Raw genomic sequence first — 23,602 nt, 5'->3', positions numbered from 1 at the left:
TTCGATAGATTTAATTAGGCCATGTTTTAATTTTCAACGCTTTATTTCCTGTCAAATTCTCCACCCCAGAAGCCTGCCGGGCAAAGGCTCAGCTTTGATCTTTGTTTTGCGCTCAGCCTGCATCCGCAGCCTCTTATGAAATGGTCTTTCGGAGCATCTGCAACTTCAAGGGTTTCTGGATTCATCCATTTCATGGCATTGCAGTTGTTGCCGTTTTTTAAGGGGCAGGCATTGCATATTTCTTCCCGTAAAGAAAAAATTGCTTCCTCATCCTGATTCGCCATGCCTATTTTTGCACGCAATTCATTAAAATGGCCGCCAATGATTTCATTGCGCTTGCCAAAGATTTTTCTGATATTCATATGATTTAAGTTTTTAGATTATTGGGGTCAAAATTAGAAGAAGAAATCCCATTTTTCGAATTCTGGGACCTCTCTGTTCTGTCTTTGCAGTAAAAAGGAAAGCTTGAAAAACAAATATTCTTTTAAAAAAACTTCGTGTATTCTGCGTTAAAAGAAGATTAATAGAAATTCGTGTACTCTGCTTTCAAAGAAATGATGAAAATCAAATCAAAAAATTTCACTGCAACTGGATTTAGACAATCTGTTATTTCATTTTTTATTTTAAGTTTAAATATTTAATATATTGATTTTTAATATTTTATATTTGTTATTTTAAAAAAAATAATGAAAAAATCAAAAAAATATTTACTGCAAAGACAGGTTTGACCCCTCAAAATATTTGTCTTTTAACAGAGTGGGATTGTATGTTTGCAGCGTAATAATAAAGAGCAAAATTATGATTAAAGAAGTATTGACAATTTTAAAAAATAAGCTCAATGATCCGGTAAATGGTTTAAAAGACGGTCAGAACAGCGGAGATATTGCCATAGTAGATGATATAGCAAAACATGAAGATGATACCTCGGGTCTTGATGATAAAGTAGTGATCACACTCCTGAATGTTGAAGAAGAATCAACATTGAAAAACAGATCATGGTATACGAGAACTACTGTAAGTGAAGATCCTCTTTTGTATGATATGAAAAAGCAAAACCCGCCGGCTTATCTGAACCTGTATCTTATGGTTGCCGCCAACCGTAATGCTTATGACAAATCTTTATCGGATATCTCAAAAGTTATCGAAATATTTCAAACCAATAATGTGCTGGAATATACGGATTCCAATGTGAATAAAAATTTCAGGTTCAGAATTGAACTGCACTCTATTCCTTTTGAACAGCTGAGTTATATTTGGGGATTGCTGGGAGGAAAAGTAATGCCCTCTGCATTGTACAAGGTAAGCGTTGTAAAAATTGAAGCAATTGGAGAAACGAATGTTAATTTAATTGACGAAGTAAATATCAAAAGCATTAAAGTAGAATAATCAATAGGTTGTCCGGAATGTTTATAATTAAAAAAAATTGCGTGACCTATGTTAAACTAAATAATATGGATAATGACCGATAAACACAGCAAAAAAAACTAACCAAAAACTAATAACCTTTAACTTAAATTTTTAAACATGCAAAATCCAACCACACCAGGTATTTCAGTTGAAGAAATTACCAGGCTTCCCAATTCGGTTTCATTAATAGATACAGCGATTCCGGTATTTATTGGATATACCGAAATGATTCCTGAAGAGCATACCGGTCCCAGGAATATCAGTTCTCTTTTGGAATATGAAAAACATTTTGGAAAAGCAAAAAAGGAAAGTATCCTCCTTAGAGATACAGAAGATAAAGGTGTAGAAATCATAACACCGGATGCACAGTTTTTAATGTATTATTCCCTTCAGATGTATTTTGCCAACGGAGGCGGGCCTTGTGAGATTCTTTCAGCAGGAAATTATACATCCGGAACAGTTGAGCTTGCTGATTTGATTGCAGGCCTGAATAGGGTTAATCATTCAGACGAACCCAGACTTATTGTTTTCCCTGATGCCGTATCATTACCCGAAGCCGATTTTTATACGATCTATAATCAGACGATTGCCAAAATTACATCCACTGCAAAAAACTGGTTTGTCATAATAGATACCTACTACGGAAATTCTGTAACTCAATCCAATAATCGTAATACCATTGCTAATCTTAGAAATAATATAGTACTTACAACTCATGCTGCAGCTTATTTCCCTCATTTAACCACGATTTTAAATTATACTTTTGATGAAACCGATACGCCTATTGTGCATACGGGTTTACAAAGTGAAGGACAGGCCAGTGCCGTTTTTTATGCCGGTGAAATCGCAGCTTTAGAGGAATTAAAAGCCATGGCAAGCGAAGAAATAGAAAGCGTATCGGTTGACGCTTTAGTATTGGCTGATTTATTAAGCCAGGCTATCGCTATCGCAGAGGAAATTAATGAAACTGCAGATGAAACTTCCGGCCAGCCTTTAGATGCAAAAGCAGATTTAATAGAAGCTATTGAAGAAGCAAAAGCCGTTCTGGAAGCTATCTATGACGGAACAATAGATGATTTTGTGATCCCGGATGATCTGGAAGCAGGTACTCCTGTTTTCAGTGGAGAGTTTGATGCATTAATAGACGCGATTCTTGCCGTAAAAGATGAGGTAGGCGCTGCAAACGGGAAAACCCTGAAAAACTTAGAATCGTCCAATTCGGTACTTTATCATCAGATTAAAAAAGAAATCTCATCGTTAAAGGTTGTTCTGCCTCCGTCCGCAGCAATGGCAGGTGTCTATGGCAGAATAGACGCAACCAGAGGGGTCTGGAAGGCACCGGCCAATGTGAGCCTTAATTATATTCTGGGGCCCACGGAAAAAGTTTCGGATCATGAACAATCAGATATGAATGTCAATGATGCAGGATCAGTAAATGCTATCAGAGCTTTCACAGGAAAAGGAACATTGGTTTGGGGAGCAAGAACGATGGATGCAAAAGAAAAAACCGAAGACGACCAAGAAAATATCTGGAAATATATCAACGTACGTCGCTATTATGATATGATTAAACTCTCAATAGACAGAGCATTAACAGACGGAAAATTCATTAATGAACCTAATATTTCCCAAACCTGGTTGCATGCTGAAACAATGATCGAAAATTTCCTTAACCAGCAATGGATGGATGGAGCATTAGCCGGAAGTACCGCAAAAGAAGCATATCATGTTGAAGTTTCAGGTGATATCGTTAAAGCAGGAACAATGAATATAACCGTAAAAATAGCATTGGTACGTCCTGCGGAATTTATCGTATTGAATTTCTCACACCAATTATAACAAATCTGAAATAGAATCAGTCACAATAAAAACATTCGAAGTTTACTTCGAGGTATATTAATCTTAATTTAAAAATTTTTAACAAATGAATTACAAAACCCCTGGAGTTTACGTGGAGGAGCATGAAAAATTTCCGCCTTCCGTAGCGCAAGTTGAAACGGCTATTCCCGCTTTTATAGGATATACTGCGGAAGGCCAGAAGAATAAGCCAACAAGAATTACCTCTATGTTGGAGTATGAGCAGCTTTTCGGAAAAGCAAATCCGGAAGCGTTTGCAGTAGCTTTTGAGGATGGCGTTGCATCTGCAACACAGACTAAAGTAAGCAATTTTAAAATGTATTATGCCATGCAGATGTATTTCGCAAATGGCGGCGGGCCTTGTTATATCGTTTCCGTAGGAGATTATACAAATCAGGTAACCGTTGGAAGTTCTACAGCCGCAGGAACTTTATTATACGGTCTTGAACTGCTTAAAAAAGAAGACGAACCAACACTTATCATATTCCCGGATATTCAAAGCTTGGTTCCTGTAGCTGCTGAAGTTGATGCCGCTGAGGCTGCTGCTCAGGTTGCAGAAGATAATGAGTTATTAGCCTCGAAAGCCAAAGCTGCCGCCAGTGCTGTTGTTGCCGTTGTTGTTACAGCGGTTGATGGTGGAGGAGACCTTCAGGCTGCGATTACAGCTGCCAATGCCAAAGTTGCCACTTATCCAGTTTCTGGCTCAAGTACTCTTAGTCAGATTACCGAAAATGAGGCTGCGAAAGCTGTTGCTAAAGCTGTTCAGAATGCTGCTAATGCTGCAGGAGCGAAGACGGCCGCGCAAGCTGCTGCAAGTATTTATAATACTTTCTTTACTACTGCTACAACTGTTGCCCAGAACGCAGAAGCTTATGCTCTTGAATTGGCAGGTGTAGATTCAGCGGATATTACTGCTGCTTACTCGGTATACAACAGTGCTTTAGATCAGGCAGAGCTTATGAAAGACAGATTTGTCATCATGGATGTACTTGGAGGCTCTGATACTGCAGTTTCCGATTTTAGAAGCAATGTAACATCAGGACCAAGTGGAGAACGTTTAAAATACGGAGCTGCTTATCATCCAAAACTGAAAACAATATTAAGCTACGATTATAATGAGGCTGATGTTTTAGTTACAGGTACATTCGGGATTGCAAGTTTAGAACAATTAAAAGGAACGAACTCAGATTTCTATAATCAGGCTAAAAAAGCCATCGAATCTAAGCAGGTTGTATTGGCTCCATCATCAGCAATGGCGGGAGTGTATGCTAAAGTAGACAGCGTTTCCGGAGTATGGAAATCCCCGGCTAATGTAGGTTTGAATTTCGTGGAAGCACCAACAGAAAAAATTTCTGATAGACAGCAGGAAGGTCTTAACGTAGATCCTACATCCGGTAAATCCATCAATGCGATCAGAACCTTTACAGGCAAAGGACCTATGGTTTGGGGAGCAAGAACATTAGACGGCAACAGCAACGAATGGAGATACATCTCAGTACGCCGTTTCTTCAATATGGTGGAAGAATCTGTAAAAAAATCGACCGAGCGTTTCGTTTTTGAAGCCAATACGGCCAATACATGGATCCGCGTACAGACGATGATCGAAAATTTCCTGAACCAGCAGTGGCAGGACGGCGCTTTGGCAGGAAGCAAGCCTGAAGAAGCCTATTATGTAAGCGTAGGCTTAAATAAAACCATGTCTGCACAGGATATTCTGGAAGGAAGAATGAATATTGAGATCGGTATGGCAGCAGTACGTCCTGCAGAATTTATCGTGCTTCGTTTTTCTCACAAGCTGCAGGAAGCATAAAACTTAAAGTAAATAACAATTAAAATATACATACAATTATGAGTACATATCCATTAGTAAAGTTTGCCTTTGAAGTAGATTGGGGCGGAACAAAATTAGGGTTTACTGAAGCATCGGGAATGAATTTAGAAACGGCTGTAGTTGAATACAGACATGGAGCCAGCCCTGATTTCAGTAAAACAAAGATGCCGGGATTGAAAGTGTTCAGTAATATCACTTTAAAAAGAGGGACTTTCCAGGGAGACAATGAATTTTTCGAGTGGTTCCGGTCTGTACAGCTCAATACGGTTGAGAGAAGATCAATTACTATTTCTCTTTTAGATGAGAACGGAAATCCAGCAGTAACCTGGAAGGTTAAAAATGCTTTCCCTGTAAAAATGCTTTCCAGCGATTTGAAAGCAGATGGGAATGAGGTAGCTATCGAGACCCTTGAAATTGCGCACGAAGGATTAACTATTGAAAATAACGAATATTAACTTTAAAAATTAAAAAAAAATGAATTACAAAACACCAGGAGTCTACGTAGAGGAAATTGCAAAATTCCCGCCGTCTGTAGCACAAGTAGAAACAGCCATCCCGGCGTTCATCGGATATACTGCCAAAGGCCCGAAAAACCAGCCAACAAGAATTTCTTCCCTGCTGGAATATGAAACACTTTTCGGAAAAGCAAAAAATGAAGAATTCTCAATTGTTGTAAACGCTGCAACAGCAAATACACCAAGAACAGTAACTGCTACTTTAACACCAAGTGCTTTCAAAATGTATTATGCCATGCAAATGTATTTCGCCAATGGTGGCGGGCCTTGCTATATTGTTTCAGTAGGAGATTTGGCAACAGGCTTTCCGGCTGCTGTAGATTTTGATGATATGATTGCAGGGCTTGATACGCTTGAAAAAGAAGATGAGCCAACACTTATCGTTTTGCCGGATGCTGCTAATTTAAGCACAGCTTACGATTTATTCGAAAAAGCTTTAGATCAGGCAGAGCTTATGAAAGACAGATTTGTTATTATGGATGTACTTGGAGACTCTAATACTGCAGTTTCTGATTTTAGAAGCAATGTAACATCCGGACCAAGTGGAGAACGTTTAAAATACGGAGCGGCGTATTATCCAAAATTGGAAACGGTTCTTACGTACAGCTATGACCCTGCGATTACTGTAGGAAACAATACCCTGGAGCATTGGAAAACAAATGATACAGAACTGTACAACCTTGCAAAAAATGCTATGGAATCTCATAGGGTAGTATTGGCTCCATCATCAGCAATGGCAGGAGTGTATGCTAAAGTAGACAGTACTTCAGGAGTGTTTAAAGCGCCTGCAAACGTGGGACTGAACTATGTAGTGGCTCCAATCCAAAAAATTTCTCACGAAGATCAGGAAGGTCTTAACGTAGATCCTACATCCGGTAAATCCATCAATGCGATCAGAACCTTTACAGGCAAAGGACCTATGGTTTGGGGAGCAAGAACATTAGACGGCAACAGCAACGAATGGAGATACATCTCAGTACGCCGTTTCTTCAATATGGTGGAAGAATCTGTAAAAAAATCGACCGAGCGTTTCGTTTTTGAAGCCAATACGGCCAATACATGGATCCGCGTACAGACGATGATCGAAAATTTCCTGAACCAGCAGTGGCAGGACGGCGCTTTGGCAGGAAGCAAGCCTGAAGAAGCCTATTATGTAAGCGTAGGCTTAAATAAAACCATGTCTGCACAGGATATTCTGGAAGGAAGAATGAATATTGAGATCGGTATGGCAGCAGTACGTCCTGCAGAATTTATCGTGCTTCGTTTTTCTCACAAGCTGCAGGAAGCATAAAACTTAAAGTAAATAACAATTAAAATATACATACAATTATGAGTACATATCCATTAGTAAAGTTTGCCTTTGAAGTAGATTGGGGCGGAACAAAATTAGGGTTTACTGAAGCATCGGGAATGAATTTAGAAACGGCTGTAGTTGAATACAGACATGGAGCCAGCCCTGATTTCAGTAAAACAAAGATGCCGGGATTGAAAGTGTTCAGTAATATCACTCTAAAAAGAGGGACTTTCCAGGGAGACAATGAATTTTTCGAGTGGTTCCGGTCTGTACAGCTCAATACGGTTGAGAGAAGATCAATTACTATTTCTCTTTTAGATGAGAACGGAAATCCAGCAGTAACCTGGAAGGTTAAAAATGCTTTCCCTGTAAAAATGCTTTCCAGCGATTTGAAAGCTGATGGGAATGAGGTCGCTATCGAAACCCTTGAAATTGCGCACGAAGGATTAACTATTGAAAATAACTAATCATGGCTCTTTTATATCCTCCAACCAGTTTCTCTTTTATTGTTAACGGGATTTCAACAACAGAGGGTATTGACTCCAGATTTCAGTCTATATCTGGTTTATACACAGACATTCAAGCCGAAGAATATGCCGAAGGAGGCGAAAACAGATTTATCCATCAGCTTCCTTTAAGGCCAAAATATCCCAATTTAGTTCTTAAGCGTGGCTTAATGGTAAGTTCCGGATTGATAAGCTGGTGCAGAAATGCGATGGAAAACTTTGAATTTGAACCCAGAAACCTCATCGTTACCCTTTCAGGAGGACTCCAGTCTACAGCACCTTTGATGGTCTGGAATGTAGTGGGAGCTTACCCGGTGAGATGGGAAGTCTCGGAATTCAATGCGGAAGAAAGCAAATTGGCTATTGAAACAATAGAACTGAAATACAGATATTTCACGATACCTTCATCGTTAGCAAGCTTAGGCTTGTAATTTCTAAAATCAAATCTGAGCACCTGAAAGTGTCTTCGCCTAAGGATAACTTTTAGCACAACTATTTTTCAGAAAACAACAACAGATTAGTCTATCACAGGACTGAACGCACTCTTTATGTGCTTGGATTTTTTAAAACATATAGGTTAAATCATTGGTTTTTAAATATTTAAATTAAAAATCAATTAAAAACAAACGAAATGCCAATAGAAATAAAAGAGCTTCACATTAAAATAAATGTGGACGAGAAAACAGCAGCTAAGACCACTGCTACATCAGTAGATGAGGCAAAGATCATGCGGGCCGTGAGTGAAAGTGTAGAGCAGGCAGTAAACATTCAACAACGTAAAAAAGAAAGATAATGGGAGGAGCACTTACAAAATTAAAGATAGACACTTATAAGGATGATACTTATAGTAACAGCAGCAAAATTAATACTGATGCTTTTGAAGCTTTTATCAATCCTACAAGCTTCTCAATGACTTACAAAACCAAACATAACACCGATCAGGCAGAAGGCAGTTCTAAAGCCAGTTTAGGTTATATCGCATCACCTCCTTCAGACTTGCAGCTGGAATTTCTTTTTGATGGTACAGGGGTAACACAGGCAAATCCCGGCAATAAACTAATAAATACAATTGCTGAAAAATTAGGAAAAAAAGATGCTTTTATAAAGAAAGCTGTCGAGCAACAGATAACAGACTTCTATAATGCTACCGGTAAGCTTGACGGAACTATTCACAAGCCCTATAATGTCGTTATCACCTGGGGAGACCTTCACTTTAAAGGAATACTCTCAGAATTTACAATAGACTATAAAATGTTTACCAATGAAGGAAAAGCATTAAGAGCTATAGGAAAAGCAAAATTCAGTGAATCAATCAGCAAAGAACTTGCTGCGAAAGAAGAAAATAAACAGTCTCCGGATCTCACCCACAAAAGAACAGTACAAGATGGAGATACCCTTCCTTTAATGACCGAAAGAATTTACGGAGACTCCAAATACTATCTGGAAGTTGCCAAAGCAAATGGCCTCGTTAATTTCAGGCAATTAAAACCAGGGAGTGAACTCTACTTTCCGCCAATAGAAAAAAGATCATAATATGAACAATAGCGGATATATACAAACAGCAAAAAATCCGGATCTGACTACTTTTAAAGTAATGTCCGGAGGTACCGAATTGCCTGGGAAATATGGTGTGAAAAGCATTATCGTAGAAAAAGAAGTCAACAGAATTCCTTATGCCCGCATTGTTATTTTAGATGGTAGTGTACCGGAACAGGATTTCAAACTCAGCAATGAAGAATTACTGATTCCCGGAAAAGAAATTGAAATCACTGCCGGATACCATTCTAAAGAAGAAACGATTTTTAAGGGAGTGGTTGTAAAGCATAATATTAAAGTCAGAAACGGATCTTCTTATCTCATCATCGAATGCAGGGATAAGGCAGTAAAAATGACACTGGGAAGAAAAAGCAAATATTTCTACGACAGCAAAGACAGTGATATCATCGAGGAACTGATTGGCAACAGCGGAACTACCGCCGATGTGGAAGCTACTTCAAATACCCATAAGGAATTGGTTCAGTTTCAGTCATCTGATTGGGATTTTATGTTAACCAGAGCGCAGACCAACGGAAAATTGTGTTTTGTTGATGACGGAACCGTAAAAGTTGCCAAGCCTGATTTCAGCGGCGAAGCAGTAGAAACCGTTGTCTTTGGATCATCCGTACACGAATTCGACGGTGAAATTGATGCAAGGGATCAGTTCAGCAAAATTACCGCTAAAACATGGAGCTATACAGACCAGGAATTAACGGAAGTGGAAGCTCAGGATCCGGCCATCAGTCTTAACGGAAATCTTTCTTCCGGTGATCTGGCCAAAGTTTTTGGAATTGAAGACCTGCAGCTGAAACATGGCGGCAATCTTACCCAGGATGAATTACAGCAATGGGGAGACGCTAAAGCCACCTTCCAGCAATTGGCAAAAACCAGGGGAAGAGTAAAATTCCAGGGAATATCATCGGTAAAACCAGGTGTTACATTAACCCTTCAGGGAGTTGGAGACAGGTTTAACGGAAAAATATATGTAACAGGAATCCGTCATGAAATTATTGATGGAAACTGGCTGGTAGATGCTCAGTTCGGACTTTCTCCAACGTGGTTCTCAGAAACCTATGACGTAAGCGAAATGCCCGGTTCAGGAATTATTCCTGCCATAAGCGGACTGCACGTAGGAATCGTTTCACAACTGGAATCTGACCCGGATGGAGAAGACCGGATTTTAGTACAGATTCCTATCATTAATAATGAAGAAGAAGGAATCTGGGCAAGAATAGCCACCCTGGACGCCGGAGAAAACAGAGGGTCTTTCTTCAGACCTGAAATCGGCGATGAGGTTATTATCGGATTTATTAATGATGATCCTAATGATGCCGTAGTTCTCGGAATGCTGAACAGCAGTACAAAACCGGCTCCTATTGTAGCTTCTGATGACAATCATGAAAAAGGATTTGTAACCCGGAGCGAAATGAAAATGATCTTCAATGACGACAAAATTTCCTATACCCTGGAAACCCCGAAAGGCAAAAAGATAATCGTAGACGAAGATGCGGATATCATTAAGATTGAAGACGAACATGCGAATACGTTTATACTTAACAAAGACGGGATCAGCATGGATAGTTCAAAAGATATCAAGATCAAAGCGAAAGGTGACATCAGTATGGAAGGAGTCAATATCAATGTAAAAGCCAGTGCGCAGCTAAAAGCGGAAGGAAGCTCTGGTTCGGAACTTAAATCGGGAGCGGTAACTGTGGTAAAAGGCTCTCAGGTTAAAATCAATTAATCGTATGAAACCGGCAGCAAGAATTACAGACATGCATACCTGTCCTATGGTTACAGGAAATGTTCCGCATGTAGGCGGACCCATCATTCCGGCGGGAGAACCTACAGTACTTATCGGCGGGAAACCGGCCGCAAGAGTAGGGGATAAAGCCGTATGCACAGGTCCTTTAGATACCATTGCATCAGGATCTTCAAGCGTAATGATCGGTGGAAAACCGGCCGCAAGAATGGGAGATTCTACGGCACACGGAGGAGTGATCTCCGCAGGTGAAGCTACTGTTTTAATAGGCGGATAATATTTTTTTGCAGTTTTCACTTCATCACAAACTGCATTTTTAGATGGTATCTTCCTTACAATAGAAACGTAAAAATCAATAACAAGCAGTTATGAAAACCAAAGCTCTATGTTACGGATGCAGATCTACAATTAATATAATAAATAACGTATGAAAATAAATACAGATTTTTTAGGAACAGGCTGGAGCTTTCCGCCAGAATTTAATGAGACTGAAGGAAAGCTGGCAATGACATCAGATGTGGAAGACATCAACAACAGCCTTATGATTCTCCTGTCTACACGTCCCGGTGAACGCGTCATGTTCCCGAATTACGGATGTGACCTGCAGGAAATGCTATTTAAGCCACTGGACTTAACGCTCATTACACAAATGAAAGGAATCGTTGAGCGTGCTATTTTATATCACGAACCTCGAATCAATATTTTAAGTATTGAAATTAATGCTCAGGACGAAATTGAAGGGGAAATTTTAATAGAAATTAACTACGAAGTAAGAAATACGAATACAAGAAGCAATATGGTTTTTCCTTTTTACAAAGAAGAAGCTACCGAAATATAATGAATTACGGGATGTCTGTAGCCATTTTAAATACTACCAAACACTACATAAGTATTGCATCTGAACATAGAAAGATAAATATAAACAAATGAAAAAAACAGATACATTTTCACATTATCGTGAAGGAAAATCACAAATGCAGCGCTTTTTAGCAGAATTAGATCCGGGCAATCTTGAATTACACGATTTCGATTTGTTTGACTGGCTATTATTCGCAAATAATTTTGCTCAGCGTGTAAACTATTTCGATAAAGATGATAATACAACACCTAAAGGAAACTGGGGAAACTTTTTCCTGGGTGATGATGACAATGCTGTACCGAGAAGGGAAAGCATTGAATATAAAAGTATGAAAAAACAGGTTACAGATCTTATTTCCCAGTTTGAACAGGACAGCAACCTGACTCCCCACCTCACCCTGTTTGTCTGCTTTTTAAAATTATTGGATTTCTCAAAAAAAGCTTTTAATAATTTAACCAAAAGACATCTGGATTTCTATTATAACGAAATTCTTCAGATTGAAAAAAATGAGGCAAGACCTGATAAAGTCTATGTGATTTTTGAATTAGCCAAAAAAGCAATCCAGGAAAGGATTCCCGGCGGAACATTGCTGGATGGTGATAAAGACGCCAACGGAAAAAAACGCGTTTACAAAACAGGCGAAGAGCTTGTTGCCAACCAGGCAAAAGTTGTGGAGATTAAAAGCTTTCTCAATGATGTTAAAAAAAGAGAGCTGAAGATGGCGCCGGTTGCCAATTCGGTAGATGGTTTAGGAGATAAACTCCCGGAGGAAAGCAATTACTGGTGGCCTTTCGGTTATAATGCTGATGAAACTGTTTCCGAAAAATCCATTTACAAGGAACTCCCGAAAGCGAAACTCGGTTTTGCAATCGCATCATCATTATTTGATCTGGAAGAAGGCGAGAGAATCATTACCGTGAAAATTGATTTTACTAAAAATTCTGCTCAGAAGTTTCAGGATTTATCAGCCGGAGATATCGAAAATAATATCAAAGTATTGTGCAGCGGAGAAAAAGAATGGATCTCCGGAATGGCTTTGAAATGTGTAAGGAAAAGTGCAGATCAGCTGGTGCTTTCCTTTACATTAACCAAAGATTTTCCAGCCGTGGTAAAATACAATAAGGATGTTTTGCTACAAACGTTCCAGACAGACTTTCCTGTGGTAAGATTCGTGATTGAAGGAGAAAAATACTATATGCTTTATGAGGCACTTTCGGAAAAGCTGGTGAAAAATGTTGAAGTAGCGGTAGAGGTAAAAGGCGTAAAATCTCTTCAGATCGAAAACGACAGCAATACACTGAACGCTGAAAAACCTTATTATCCGTTCACTGCACAACCTGTTAAAGGATCTAATTTTTACATCAAATGTCCTGAAATGTTTTCTAAAAAATGGGAAAAAGCAGACATCACCATCAACTGGAAAAACACACCGGATTCAATAACTAATTTATACAGCGGGTATGTAATTCAGCCGAATCAGAATATCAGTGTAAAACAGTTTGAGTCGTTAGAAGGTCCGTCAATTGTCCGTTCGGATGCTTATTTCACGGCAGATACTGCGCTATTTGAAAAAGAAGTATGGCGAGAGAAAGGCAATAATATTGAACTGTTCAGGAAAATGGAAAACGGATATAAAACACAATTTTCCATCCAAAACACCAATACCGATCCCGGAACGAGCGAGGCTATCAGATTAACGATAAACCAGTCAGCATTACAGGATGTGTACCCTAAATTATATACTTTGGCACTATCCAGCGATCCTGCTAAAAATAAGCTTGTTCCGAACGAACCATACATTCCTTTTGCGGAAGATATCGAACTGAATTACAGTGCAAGAGAAATTGCTTATTCTTATCTAGATAAAGATTTCAACGGAAAAGCTGCCAAAAACAAAGGTGTACAGTTGTACCACGAAGACGTATTCGGGCAATATGAAAAAGAAACTGAAACGAAAAGCATCGTCCCCGTACATGAAAATGGAGGTGAGCTGTACATCGGTCTTGAAGCTGCAAAACAAACCACTGTTTCCCTGTTGATCCAGATGCTGGAAGGGAGTGAAAATCCTTTAGTGGATACTTTCGAGGAAAAAGAGTTTATCGAATGGCATATTCTGTCCGGCAATACATGGATCGACCTTTCACAAAATATGCTGAAAAACGAAACAAGAAAATTCCTGGAATCCGGTATCGTAAAGTTTAAGATCCCGAAAGACAACAACACCAGCCATACAATGCTTACTGACGGACTGGTGTGGATCAGGGCTAGATCAAAAAGAAGCTATGATGCTGTTTGTAAAATTCAGGGAATATACACACAGGCAGTTTTAGCAACATTCCAGGATCAGGGTAACGATGTGGCGCATTTGGCCAATGGTTTGCCAGCCGACACGATTTCGAAACTAATTACCAGGGTTCCTCAGGTAAAATCGGTTAGCCAGCCATACAATTCGTTCGACGGAAAGTACAAAGAAGCCGATTCTGAATTTTACAGAAGAGTAAGCGAGCGTCTGAGACACAAACACAGGGCTATTACACAATGGGATTATGAAAACCTTGTATTGCAGGAGTTTCCGGAAGTTTTCAAAGTGAAATGTTTAAACCATACTTCTGAAAAATCATATATGGCTCCTGGACATGTTACATTGATGGTGGTACCGAATATCAGAAATAAAAATGCTTTCGACGTCTACCAGCCAAGAGTGAGCAGGGCCAGCCTCAACAAAATTCAGAAATATGTAAATGAATTAAATACAATGCACGTTAAAGCTCAGGTAATTAATCCTAATTATAAAGAAGCAAAAATACAGGCTACTGTAAAGATCTTTGAAAATTTTGATGAAGTATTCTACATGAAACAATTGGACGAAGACATAAAGAAATACATTTCGCCATGGGCCTTCACAGATTCTAAAGACATTGATTTTAATGTGGAACTGAATGTTAATCATCTCATCAACTACCTGGAGCAGCTGTATTACGTAGATTATATTGATGAAATCAAAATACTGGTAAATGATGTGATACAAAAGAAATCTTTAATAGAAGTAGATCCGAAATCCATTCTCGTATCTGCAAAACAGCACCAAATTACTATCGCAGAACAAGTATGTATTTAATAATAAAAAGAATAAAACATAACCATGTCAGAAAATAAGCACATTAGCATACCGAAAAATGTAGAAACCGGGGATCAGTCCGATTTTCACTTTCTGCGCAGAACCGGTATTGAATACATAGAGAAATTGGGAGGAAAACTTTGGACAGATTATAACTCTCACGATCCGGGAATTACCACGCTGGAAGTTCTGAGCTATGCCATAACAGATCTCGGGATGAGAATGAACCTCAATATGGAGGACCTTCTCACCTCTGAAGATGAAGATAAAAATATCCATGCCCAATTTTTAAAAGCAACGGAAATTCTGCCTTCAAGACCTTTAACGGAGCTCGATTACAGAAAACTTTTCATAGACATCAGCTTTACGGCAGGTCATAAAAGACCGATAAGAAACTGCTGGCTGGTCCCCCACAATGAAAAACTATATGTTGACTGCAAAACAGGAAACATGGATTTTAAGCCTATCGGAGATAAAGTACAAAGCTTTGATGTAAAAGGGATGTATGATCTTTACGTAGACTACTCCGATGATGTTACTGAAGAAAACAGCGGGTGCGGAAAAATTGGTGTCAACCTTCAGATATTGGAACGTTATCATGCCAACAGAAGCCTTTGTGAAGATCTTGCTGAAATTAAAGAAGTTGAAATCCAGAAAGTGGCAGTCTGCGCGCGTATCGGGTTGGTAAATAAAGCCGATGAAGAACTCGTACATGCCAAAGTATTAAAAGCTATTAACAATTACCTGTCTCCGGAGATCCATTTTTACTCGTTAAAGCAAATGCTGGAAAAAGGTTTAACAACGGATCAGATCTTTGAAGGCCCGCTTTTGGAAAATGGTTTTATTGATACTGAAGAACTGAAAAACAGCCAGCTGAGAACAGAAGTCCGCCTTTCGGATATCGTAAGCGAAATCATGAAAATTGACGGTGTAAAAGAAATTCATGAGATTTCTATCGCAGGCTGTGATAGCGTGATCAAACAGAATAACGAGTGGCTGATCTGCATAGAAAAAGGCAGAAAACCGGAGCTTTGCGAACTGAGCTCTTTCAGCTACAGTAAAGGATCGCTTCCATTAAATATTAACGATAAAAAAGTTCAGGAATACCTCCAGACTCTTAAAAAAGAAGAAGAGGTGCTGAGAGAGGATGCGAGGCAGAATAAAGAACTGGCTTTACCGCAGGGAACATCCTATAATGTAGCGGAATATGCTACCATTCTCAATGAATTTCCCGATACCTACGGCGTAGGAATTTCCGGAATTATAGGAAACCACACCCCGCGAAGAGAAGCGCTCGCAAAACAAATGAAAGCTTATCTGTTGTTTTTTGATCAGATTCTCGCGGGCTATTTTAAACATCTTGAAAAAGTAAAGGAAATTTTAAGTGTAAACGGAAATCTGAAAAGAACCTATTTCACACAGGCCCTGAAAAATATTAAAGGATTCGGCGAATTGGTTTCTGATTATCCAACCGGAAATGATGATGCACTTACTGATGCTTTGTATGAAGAATTGGATAACAGCGTGGAACGCCGTAATGAAATCCTGGATCATTTGATTTCCCGTTTTGCAGAAACCTTCAGCGACTATACGTTCCTGATGAAGTCATTATATGGAAACTCTGCAGACGAAATTGTCCTTAATAACAAGCAAAATTTCCTTAGCGAATATGCTTCGATAAGTAAAGACCGCGGATTGGGCTACAACTATACTCTTTTTGCAGATTCGGACCTTTGGAACACCAACAATATTTCCGGTGCCCAAAAAAGGATCGCCCGTTTATTGGGAATTAAGGATTATAGCCAAAGAAATTTATCCCAGTCGCCGGTGTTAATCACCAAAACACAAAATGGAAACCAGGACAACTTTACATGGAAAATAAAAGATGCTTCAGGCAATATTATTTTATCATCCATAAAAAATTATCAGATTGAATATGCCGCAACTAAAATCCTGAACGAAGCCATCTATCAGATTATCCAGATTGATGAAGAAGATCTTGAAAATGCACTGGAGAATTTAGGTCCGTGCGAAGACAATAATTGTTTCATCGGAAACATGAATATCCGCTTTTCCGGTGGTGGTAACTATTATTTTGATGTAATTGATGATTCTCCGGAGAAGAATGTGATTGCTACTCATAAAAGAACAAATCCTTACCAGAATCTTAATGCATTGAAAAATGGAATCCGGGAAACGGTAAAGTATTTCAAATATGATTTTACAGAAGAAGGTATTTTCCTGGTAGAGCATCTGTTATTGAAGCCCGCCGTTAAAGATTACAAGCAGATGGGTGGTATTGGATGCATGGAAATAGAGCAGACTTTTAAAATAATGTATGACTTTGAAGATGTGGCTGCCACAGATCCTGTGCAGTATTCGGAAACCTTCATGCATTCTTGTGAAGAAGATTGTGAAACAGATGTTTTTGACCCTTATTCCTACCGTGTGAGCATTGTTCTTCCAGGCTATGCATACCGCTTCCAGGATCCTGATTTCAGACGCTATGCTGAAACTGTTATCAGGCAGGAAATTCCGGCGCATGTTTTAGCAAAAATCTGCTGGGTGGGAGACCGCTTCACAGAAACGCAGACCGCTAAAAGTGACCTCTCAGAATTTGAAGTTGCTTTTAAACAGTACCTGTCGGATAAATCTAAAAATAATCTGCTGAATTTAGGAAACAGCATCTATCAGCTATTGATTGCTCTTACCAATCTGAATAATATTTACAGACCGGGAAGACTTCTGGACTGTGCAAAAGATGATAATGACAGCCTGGACGGAAAAATCATATTAGGACAATCAAACATATAAAAATTGATAAATAATGAATACCAAATTAAATAACGTAACAACCCAATATAGAAAGTTCAACGAAAATCAGGCGTTAACTGAAGGGCAACTAAACGAATTTATAGATTATTTTGAGGATCAGGACAGGATGTCCAGAACCCGTTTGAGCGGAGTTGGATTGGCTTGCGGCTTTGAATCTATTTACCTCAGTCCTCTTTCGCTTTCAGGTTCTGAAATTCTCATGGAGGAACTTCCTCAGATGCAGAAACTGGATCTGGTGGATTATGATAGCGTTGTGATTTCTCAAGGAGCAGGAGTTACCACAGACGGGGATATTATTACACTGCGTAAAAAAGGAAGCACTTCTTCTGAGGTTACCATAAATTTTGACGCTAACAGCTACAAATATTATAAAAGTTATACGGATGAAGTGGAATATAAACATTTCCGTATCGGCAATAACCAGATCCCTCTTTTAGAATTAATTACACAGGAAGAATATAATCTGATTCCTAATGGCGGTGGTTTCAGAAATGTAAAAGAATTAGGCAACACCATTTACAATAAAGTTATTATCCTGTATCTGGAAAGCTATTCTAATGATGAAACGCCATGTCAGGACGCAGATTGCGATAACAACGGTGCCGAGCAGGTTTCTAATCTTAAAGTGCTTTTGGCAGACTCTGATGCGGTGCTTAATCTGATCTCTTCGGGGGATGCAAAAGATACTATTTATAAAGCTCATCATACATATCAGTTGCTTTTTGATACACTGCCTAAATTAGAGGCTAAAAGAGTCATTCTTGATAAAAGCATTGTAAGACCTTCAGATCTTAAAATGAGGTTCCAGAACGCATTCAGTACCGTTACCCAGCTTAGTGACGGTTTTAATAAAATTGCTGATGTTTTCAATATAAATCTCAATTTCAGTGGCCAGGCGCTTATTGATAAACTGACTTCCGTATTATATCCTGCGGAAACTCCAAGACTGGAGGATTATCAGTACCGCTATGATTTGCTCAAAGATTTAATTGATACTTACAATGAAATAAAGGGCCTTATTTTGCATCTTGATGCAGAATGCTGCCCGGATATCAATTCATTTCCGAAACACCTTTTGCTGGGACGTGTAGGAGCATCACTGGAATTAGGGGAGGATACCCTTTACCGTCACAGTTTCTACCACTCACCGGTAACCACAACAGAGGATGAAAATTATGAAAGAGTGGTTATGCTTGCCAATCGTTTTGTACAGAAAATCAATGGATTCCAGTCTTATATCGGACCGGTTAAAATTACTCCTTCCAATCAGTATGTCAGATTAGGTGATAAAGCTATTCCGTACTATTATAATGTCGACAGCTTGTTGTTGAATAAATGGAACTATGAAAAAACTAAAACCGACAGGGAAACTTACAACCTAAGTTACCACACGGGAAATCTTGCAGGTGATGATTTTATTCAGGATCCTTTAAGTTATAATATTGATGATAATGATTTCTACAGGATCGAAGGTCATATTGGAATGCCATACAGAACCGCGATGCAGAACATCAGTGATATCAAAACAAAATACGGATTGGCTTTTGATGTAATCGCGTTGTTTTTGCAAAAAGGGGAAACTCCCGTTGAGCCGGATAAAGAAACTGTATCTATTGATGACCTGAGAAAACATCTAATATCAATTTCCTCCGATATCAGCAGGGAAAAAAGCGATTCGCGAAATACCCTTCTCACAATCTCAAAACTGGATGAAAAATTAAAACTGCTTAATAAAGCTGAGTTTTCCAAAGAAGGAGAAGGTGTTACTGTAGTAAGGCAGGATCCTAAAAAAGATGATGTGGTAAGTGAACTTTTAAGTGAGTTCTTAGACCGAAAATCAGGTTTGGAACATCTTGCTGGTGTAGAACGAGGAGGTACATTTGTGTTGCTGTACTGGTCGGAAGCCAACAACCAGGTTCTGGCAGATTTCTCTTTACCTTACCTGTGCTGCTCAAAAGAAAAACCGAATATTCCGCCAATTGCCAAAGACGACAAAGCTTCATGCCTGATCGGACAATCTGTAACAATACCTGTTTTAGATAATGATTATGATGCGGATAATGATGCACTCACCGTAATTAAAAAATCAAATCCTTCACATGGATCAGTAATATTGAACAGCAATGGAACATTCAAATATACCCATGATGGTTCTGCTAATCTTGAAGACTCATTCACGTATTGTGTTAATGACGGCAGAGATGATAGTAATATTGCTACGGTATTTATTACGGTTAAATCTCCTCCGGTAGCTGTAAACGACCATGCTTCCGTAGCAAATAATGAACATGTGGACATTGCTGTTAAAGATAATGATTACGATTTAGGAAATACACCGTTATCCGTTATTATAGACACTCAGCCGGCTTACGGAACAGCAACACTGAGACCTGATGGCAAAATCAGATATACTCATAACGGATCAAACACTCTTTTAGATTCCTTTACCTATCATATAAATGATGGCGAATTAGACAGTAACATAGCAACAGTAACTGTCAGAATTGGTCCGCCACCATGTAATTCAGGTATGGATGTAGTTTTCATATTTGATTATACGGCGAGTATGGGAGGTCAGATTGAGGCTGCTAAAACCGGAGCGGGTAGTATTATAACAACAATACAGAATCAGTCGTCTCCTAATCCATACAGATTGGGTATCGTACTGGCGGATGAAACAAATTCCAGAACAAATTCGGGCTATAGCTCAGCAGCGGCATACACAAGCCTGCCGGCAGCCCAGAGATTTGTTAATACGGGAATTGGTTCAAAATACCAGTGGATTACGGCAATGGAGGTTATGTCAGAAAATAATGTTTCCACATTTACCAGTCAGCTTGGTAAAATTAATAATCCTACCGGAGGCCTTAGCCTCGGATGGGGAGAGGGAGGTCCGGAACCTACCGATATGGCATTAAGCAGAGTGGTAGAGCATGATTTCGCCGGTGCATTCAGAACCGGTGTGGCTAAATATGTGATCATTATAACAGATATTGTACCTGGAGGTAATGATGATACTGCAAACGGACTGGATGTAACAGAAATTAACAGGCTGAAAACAGTTTGCCTTTCCAAGTCCATCAAGGTGATTGTGCTGGGAGCTGGCGTAGAGCAGCAGATAGAAGGAAAATACATCTGGAAAGAGCTTGCCAACGGAACCGGAGGTTCATGGAACACCAGCTACAATGCAAGTGCTATTCAAACTGCAATTATAAATGGTTGTGGAGGTTAATATGATTAAGACATCACATGATCAGAATATCATATTCTATCGTGATGATATACTTCTTGGGCAGAAAATTTTCTGCCTGAGAAGCTTATAAAGCTTTTTCATAAATCATTAAAAAATTAATAATAATGAATAATCAATTAAGTAATATATCAACCCAGTACCGTAAATTCAGTAAAGGACAGTATGTAAAGCATCCCCAATTCAATGAGTTTTTAGACTTTTTTGAAGATCAGGACCGTTTATCCAGAGTGATGCTTCAGGGGGTGGGTATTGTTTGCGGTTTCAAACCGGATCTTATTTATGCCGGTAAACTCCTGAGCAGCATACGCCTTTCGCAAGGAATAGCGGTAACGACAGATGGTGATTTGCTGACTTTAAGCAATACCAATGAGATTAGTGAAGATTTATATGTAAGTGAACTGAAAACCATTGATATACAAAACAAAGACTTCACACATTTTAAAGTATACGAGGATTTCAAAGTGAAATATAAGCCATTTCGTAAAAATAACGGACTTGGCAATCAAATTGAACTTTGGGAGCTGGCTACGGCAAAGGAAGCAAATTCGGATTTTCAACCCATCAGTAATCTTGCCGGTTTGGAGGATAAATATGTCCTTCTTTATCTTGAAAGCTACGAAAAGGAAATTAAGCCCTGCAGGGGAGTAGATTGTGACAATCACGGCGTTCAGCAGATCCGGAATCTCAAAGTATTGGTTACTACCGCTGAAGGTATTATCAATATTCTTGGAGAAAATGTTCTTGTAAAAGATCCGGATAGCGGCGCGCTTGTACCGGCTCCGATGGATCGTATCCAGCCACATCCATTATTTATAGAAGATATCCTTAAATATGGGAAGCAGGAGCGTGTTATTATAGAAAAACTTATTGCAGAACAGGACGTTAATGCATCTTTTTTATCTTCTGATATAAAAGGTTTGTATGCTGATGTTTTGGAGAACAATCAGTATGGTAAAGTTATTTTCGAAAAAATCAATGCGATTGCTCAGTTAATAGGGCTTCCTGCTGTTAATTATCAGGGATTTAAAAATACATTGGAAAGCTTTCTCGGTCAAAATGCGGGTTTTCAGTATGCATATGATGTTATCAAAGATTTATCAGATACTTATAGTGAAATTATAAAGTTACTGCCTAAAGCATTTACGGTAAATCTTCCGGACCTGAATTCTTTTCCCAAACACATTATGTTGGGAAAACTGGTTCCGGTTAAGCAACTGGATTTTTCAAGACACCGGTTTTACAATTCATCCGTTTTGGATGATAAAAAAAACTCTGCAAGAGTACAATTGCTGATCAGCCGTTTTACACAGCAGGTACAGAATTTCAGAAACTTTACGGTTGCTGATAACGGCAGTGCGCAGATTAAAATCACTCCGTCGCAAAAATTAAATCCCCTTAGTAATAAAGCGGTTCCTTTCTACTACACAATCAGTGAAGAATTCCTGAAAACCTGGAACTATGATAAAACAGGCAATCGTTCATACAGAGATAATTTAGCCTTCAATAATTGGTTGTCGACGGATGTGCATATTCAGGAACCTCTACTGTTTAATATAGACAAAAACTCATTTTATAATATAGAAGGACATCAGGGAATGCATTATGAAAAAGCTTTCAATATGCTAAACCAGATCAGGGATGAAAAACAGTTGGGATTTGATGTGATGATGTTGTCTTTGGAAGAGCTTATAGATAATAAAGACATGTTTAAGGCATATTTCAATGAATATGTAGAAAAACATCCCGGACTGGAGCACAGGCGCGGAGTGGAAAAAGGCGGTACTTTTATTATTATGTATGAGTCATCAGAAAACCCGGTGGTTTTTGCAGATTTTTCACTTCCTTACATTTGTTGCACCCCGAAAATTGATGTTAAATTAACACTTCCAACTACGGTTATTTGTGCTAAAGCTGGCTCAATACCATTTACCGTGTATCCTATGAACGGAGATGTAAAAGCAGTTGTCAATTCAGGTTTGGATGGTGGCGTAGAACAGTCAGTCGGCGGACAGTATGTCTTTAATCCTTCTCGGGTAAGCCCGCAATTATATGGAAAAGCTATCGCTTTCACGGTTAACGGAAAACCTACCAGTTGCACTATCAAGGTGAATAAGGAATCTGATGTGCATATTGAGGTGGCTTCAGTTATTTATCCGTCGGGAGATTCCAACGAGACAAAAGTGAAATTTAAAATTTCGGGAACAGGATTTACAACCTATGATTACAATTGGGATTTCTTGCAGAATGGTAATTTTGTCAATCTGAAACCTGATGGAGAAGGAAATGTAAACTACACTTATTACGATTTGAATCCGGCTGAAATTCCTGTAATAACCGTGAATGTAAATAGCAATGGCTGTACTCAGATCATTACGATCAGGAATTGGTATAATGGTCCTGTTACAACCATTGATGATATCTCATTCCCCAGAGGAAATTGCTGCGAAGGCGTAATGCCAACTATCAGAGCTGAAGCAGGTGATTTCCAAAGGTTCCCTTTATCTAAAAATTCCTTTGTATTGACAGGAGGCGGATCGGGAGCGGATACATTGTATTATTCTTGGATACAGACACAGGGTCCTGCAGTAACGCTTATGGATGTTAATAAACCTTCTTTAATAGTGAAAAACCTTATCATCGGCACTTACGAATTTAAGCTCACGGTTATTGATCCTCATAGTGGTGCTTTTGCTACCGATCTTGTGCAGATAAGTGTATTCGAAGGATAGCTAATAATCTGTAATATATCACCTTACTCTTGAGTGCAGGTAATATTAAAGTACAGATTTCTGTATAATCTTATTAGGAGGTGTTTTAATTATTAAGAGT

Annotated in this window: 17 protein-coding genes; 16 read left to right on the top strand and 1 reads right to left on the bottom strand. The window is 38.9% G+C overall.

Annotated elements, in window-relative coordinates:
- Positions 1-41: 41 nt before the first annotated feature.
- Complete coding sequence (locus tag U9K52_RS04020) at positions 42-362, bottom strand: hypothetical protein (protein ID WP_248394071.1); 321 nt, start codon at positions 360-362, stop codon at positions 42-44.
- Between the two features lie 436 nt (positions 363-798).
- On the opposite strand from U9K52_RS04020, the gene U9K52_RS04015 reads away from it, so the two are divergent.
- The 16 genes from U9K52_RS04015 (at position 799) to U9K52_RS03940 (ending at position 23,502) form a co-directional block, all read left to right on the top strand.
- A complete protein-coding gene (locus U9K52_RS04015) occupies positions 799-1,386 on the top strand; it encodes a DUF4255 domain-containing protein (RefSeq protein WP_263602652.1) in 588 nt (195 codons plus the stop codon).
- Positions 1,387-1,524: 138 nt separating this feature from the next.
- Entirely contained in the window at positions 1,525-3,246 is a 1,722-nt protein-coding gene (locus tag U9K52_RS04010; protein ID WP_322925503.1) for a phage tail sheath family protein, read from the top strand.
- An 85-nt stretch (positions 3,247-3,331) separates the two neighbouring features.
- On the top strand, positions 3,332-5,074 hold the full coding sequence (locus U9K52_RS04005) for a phage tail sheath family protein (RefSeq protein WP_248394068.1): 1,743 nt from the start codon (positions 3,332-3,334) through the stop codon (positions 5,072-5,074).
- 38 nt (positions 5,075-5,112) lie between these two features.
- Entirely contained in the window at positions 5,113-5,550 is a 438-nt protein-coding gene (locus tag U9K52_RS04000; RefSeq protein ID WP_248394067.1) for a phage tail protein, read from the top strand.
- A 19-nt stretch (positions 5,551-5,569) separates the two neighbouring features.
- On the top strand, positions 5,570-6,901 hold the full coding sequence (locus U9K52_RS03995; RefSeq protein ID WP_248394065.1) for a phage tail sheath family protein: 1,332 nt from the start codon (positions 5,570-5,572) through the stop codon (positions 6,899-6,901).
- 38 nt (positions 6,902-6,939) lie between these two features.
- Positions 6,940-7,371, top strand: a complete 432-nt coding sequence (locus U9K52_RS03990) for a phage tail protein (RefSeq protein WP_248394063.1) — start codon at positions 6,940-6,942, stop codon at positions 7,369-7,371.
- Positions 7,372-7,373: 2 nt separating this feature from the next.
- Complete coding sequence (locus U9K52_RS03985; protein ID WP_248394061.1) at positions 7,374-7,841, top strand: phage tail protein; 468 nt, start codon at positions 7,374-7,376, stop codon at positions 7,839-7,841.
- 200 nt (positions 7,842-8,041) lie between these two features.
- Positions 8,042-8,203 (top strand): DUF5908 family protein, encoded by a 162-nt coding sequence (locus U9K52_RS03980; protein WP_248394059.1) that lies wholly within the window; start codon positions 8,042-8,044, stop codon positions 8,201-8,203.
- Positions 8,203-8,943, top strand: coding sequence for a CIS tube protein (locus U9K52_RS03975; protein ID WP_248394057.1), 741 nt, complete (start codon positions 8,203-8,205; stop codon positions 8,941-8,943). Before U9K52_RS03980 ends, U9K52_RS03975 begins: the two co-directional genes overlap by 1 nt.
- 1 nt (position 8,944) lies before the next feature.
- Complete coding sequence (vgrG, locus tag U9K52_RS03970; RefSeq protein ID WP_322925502.1) at positions 8,945-10,690, top strand: type VI secretion system tip protein VgrG; 1,746 nt, start codon at positions 8,945-8,947, stop codon at positions 10,688-10,690.
- A 4-nt stretch (positions 10,691-10,694) separates the two neighbouring features.
- Positions 10,695-10,985: a PAAR domain-containing protein gene (locus U9K52_RS03965; protein ID WP_029297107.1), complete on the top strand. Its 291-nt coding sequence runs from the start codon at positions 10,695-10,697 to the stop codon at positions 10,983-10,985.
- A 150-nt stretch (positions 10,986-11,135) separates the two neighbouring features.
- Entirely contained in the window at positions 11,136-11,546 is a 411-nt protein-coding gene (locus U9K52_RS03960; RefSeq protein ID WP_072884160.1) for a GPW/gp25 family protein, read from the top strand.
- Between the two features lie 88 nt (positions 11,547-11,634).
- On the top strand, positions 11,635-14,685 hold the full coding sequence (locus tag U9K52_RS03955) for a baseplate J/gp47 family protein (RefSeq protein ID WP_322925501.1): 3,051 nt from the start codon (positions 11,635-11,637) through the stop codon (positions 14,683-14,685).
- A 24-nt stretch (positions 14,686-14,709) separates the two neighbouring features.
- Positions 14,710-17,499: a hypothetical protein gene (locus U9K52_RS03950; RefSeq protein ID WP_263602657.1), complete on the top strand. Its 2,790-nt coding sequence runs from the start codon at positions 14,710-14,712 to the stop codon at positions 17,497-17,499.
- A 13-nt stretch (positions 17,500-17,512) separates the two neighbouring features.
- Entirely contained in the window at positions 17,513-20,752 is a 3,240-nt protein-coding gene (locus tag U9K52_RS03945) for an Ig-like domain-containing protein (RefSeq protein WP_322925500.1), read from the top strand.
- A gap of 125 nt (positions 20,753-20,877) precedes the next feature.
- On the top strand, positions 20,878-23,502 hold the full coding sequence (locus U9K52_RS03940) for a PKD domain-containing protein (protein WP_322925499.1): 2,625 nt from the start codon (positions 20,878-20,880) through the stop codon (positions 23,500-23,502).
- Positions 23,503-23,602: the final 100 nt, after the last annotated feature.

The sequence above is a fragment of the Chryseobacterium sp. MHB01 genome, assembly GCF_034651565.1.
GTDB lineage: Bacteria > Bacteroidota > Bacteroidia > Flavobacteriales > Weeksellaceae > Chryseobacterium > Chryseobacterium nepalense.
The sequence above is the reverse complement of the archived record's forward strand: the minus strand, read 5'-3'. Positions and strand labels throughout refer to the sequence as shown.

Excerpts from the sequence above, each read along its gene's own strand:
- U9K52_RS04020 (WP_248394071.1), bottom strand. The coding sequence starts at position 362 with ATGAATATCAGAAAAATCTTTGGCAAGCGCAATGAAATCATTGGCGGC.
- U9K52_RS04015 (WP_263602652.1), top strand. The coding sequence starts at position 799 with ATGATTAAAGAAGTATTGACAATTTTAAAAAATAAGCTCAATGATCCG.
- U9K52_RS04010 (WP_322925503.1), top strand. The coding sequence starts at position 1,525 with ATGCAAAATCCAACCACACCAGGTATTTCAGTTGAAGAAATTACCAGG.
- U9K52_RS04005 (WP_248394068.1), top strand. The coding sequence starts at position 3,332 with ATGAATTACAAAACCCCTGGAGTTTACGTGGAGGAGCATGAAAAATTT.
- U9K52_RS04000 (WP_248394067.1), top strand. The coding sequence starts at position 5,113 with ATGAGTACATATCCATTAGTAAAGTTTGCCTTTGAAGTAGATTGGGGC.
- U9K52_RS03995 (WP_248394065.1), top strand. The coding sequence starts at position 5,570 with ATGAATTACAAAACACCAGGAGTCTACGTAGAGGAAATTGCAAAATTC.
- U9K52_RS03990 (WP_248394063.1), top strand. The coding sequence starts at position 6,940 with ATGAGTACATATCCATTAGTAAAGTTTGCCTTTGAAGTAGATTGGGGC.
- U9K52_RS03985 (WP_248394061.1), top strand. The coding sequence starts at position 7,374 with ATGGCTCTTTTATATCCTCCAACCAGTTTCTCTTTTATTGTTAACGGG.
- U9K52_RS03980 (WP_248394059.1), top strand. The coding sequence starts at position 8,042 with ATGCCAATAGAAATAAAAGAGCTTCACATTAAAATAAATGTGGACGAG.
- U9K52_RS03975 (WP_248394057.1), top strand. The coding sequence starts at position 8,203 with ATGGGAGGAGCACTTACAAAATTAAAGATAGACACTTATAAGGATGAT.
- vgrG (WP_322925502.1), top strand. The coding sequence starts at position 8,945 with ATGAACAATAGCGGATATATACAAACAGCAAAAAATCCGGATCTGACT.
- U9K52_RS03965 (WP_029297107.1), top strand. The coding sequence starts at position 10,695 with ATGAAACCGGCAGCAAGAATTACAGACATGCATACCTGTCCTATGGTT.
- U9K52_RS03960 (WP_072884160.1), top strand. The coding sequence starts at position 11,136 with ATGAAAATAAATACAGATTTTTTAGGAACAGGCTGGAGCTTTCCGCCA.
- U9K52_RS03955 (WP_322925501.1), top strand. The coding sequence starts at position 11,635 with ATGAAAAAAACAGATACATTTTCACATTATCGTGAAGGAAAATCACAA.
- U9K52_RS03950 (WP_263602657.1), top strand. The coding sequence starts at position 14,710 with ATGTCAGAAAATAAGCACATTAGCATACCGAAAAATGTAGAAACCGGG.
- U9K52_RS03945 (WP_322925500.1), top strand. The coding sequence starts at position 17,513 with ATGAATACCAAATTAAATAACGTAACAACCCAATATAGAAAGTTCAAC.
- U9K52_RS03940 (WP_322925499.1), top strand. The coding sequence starts at position 20,878 with ATGAATAATCAATTAAGTAATATATCAACCCAGTACCGTAAATTCAGT.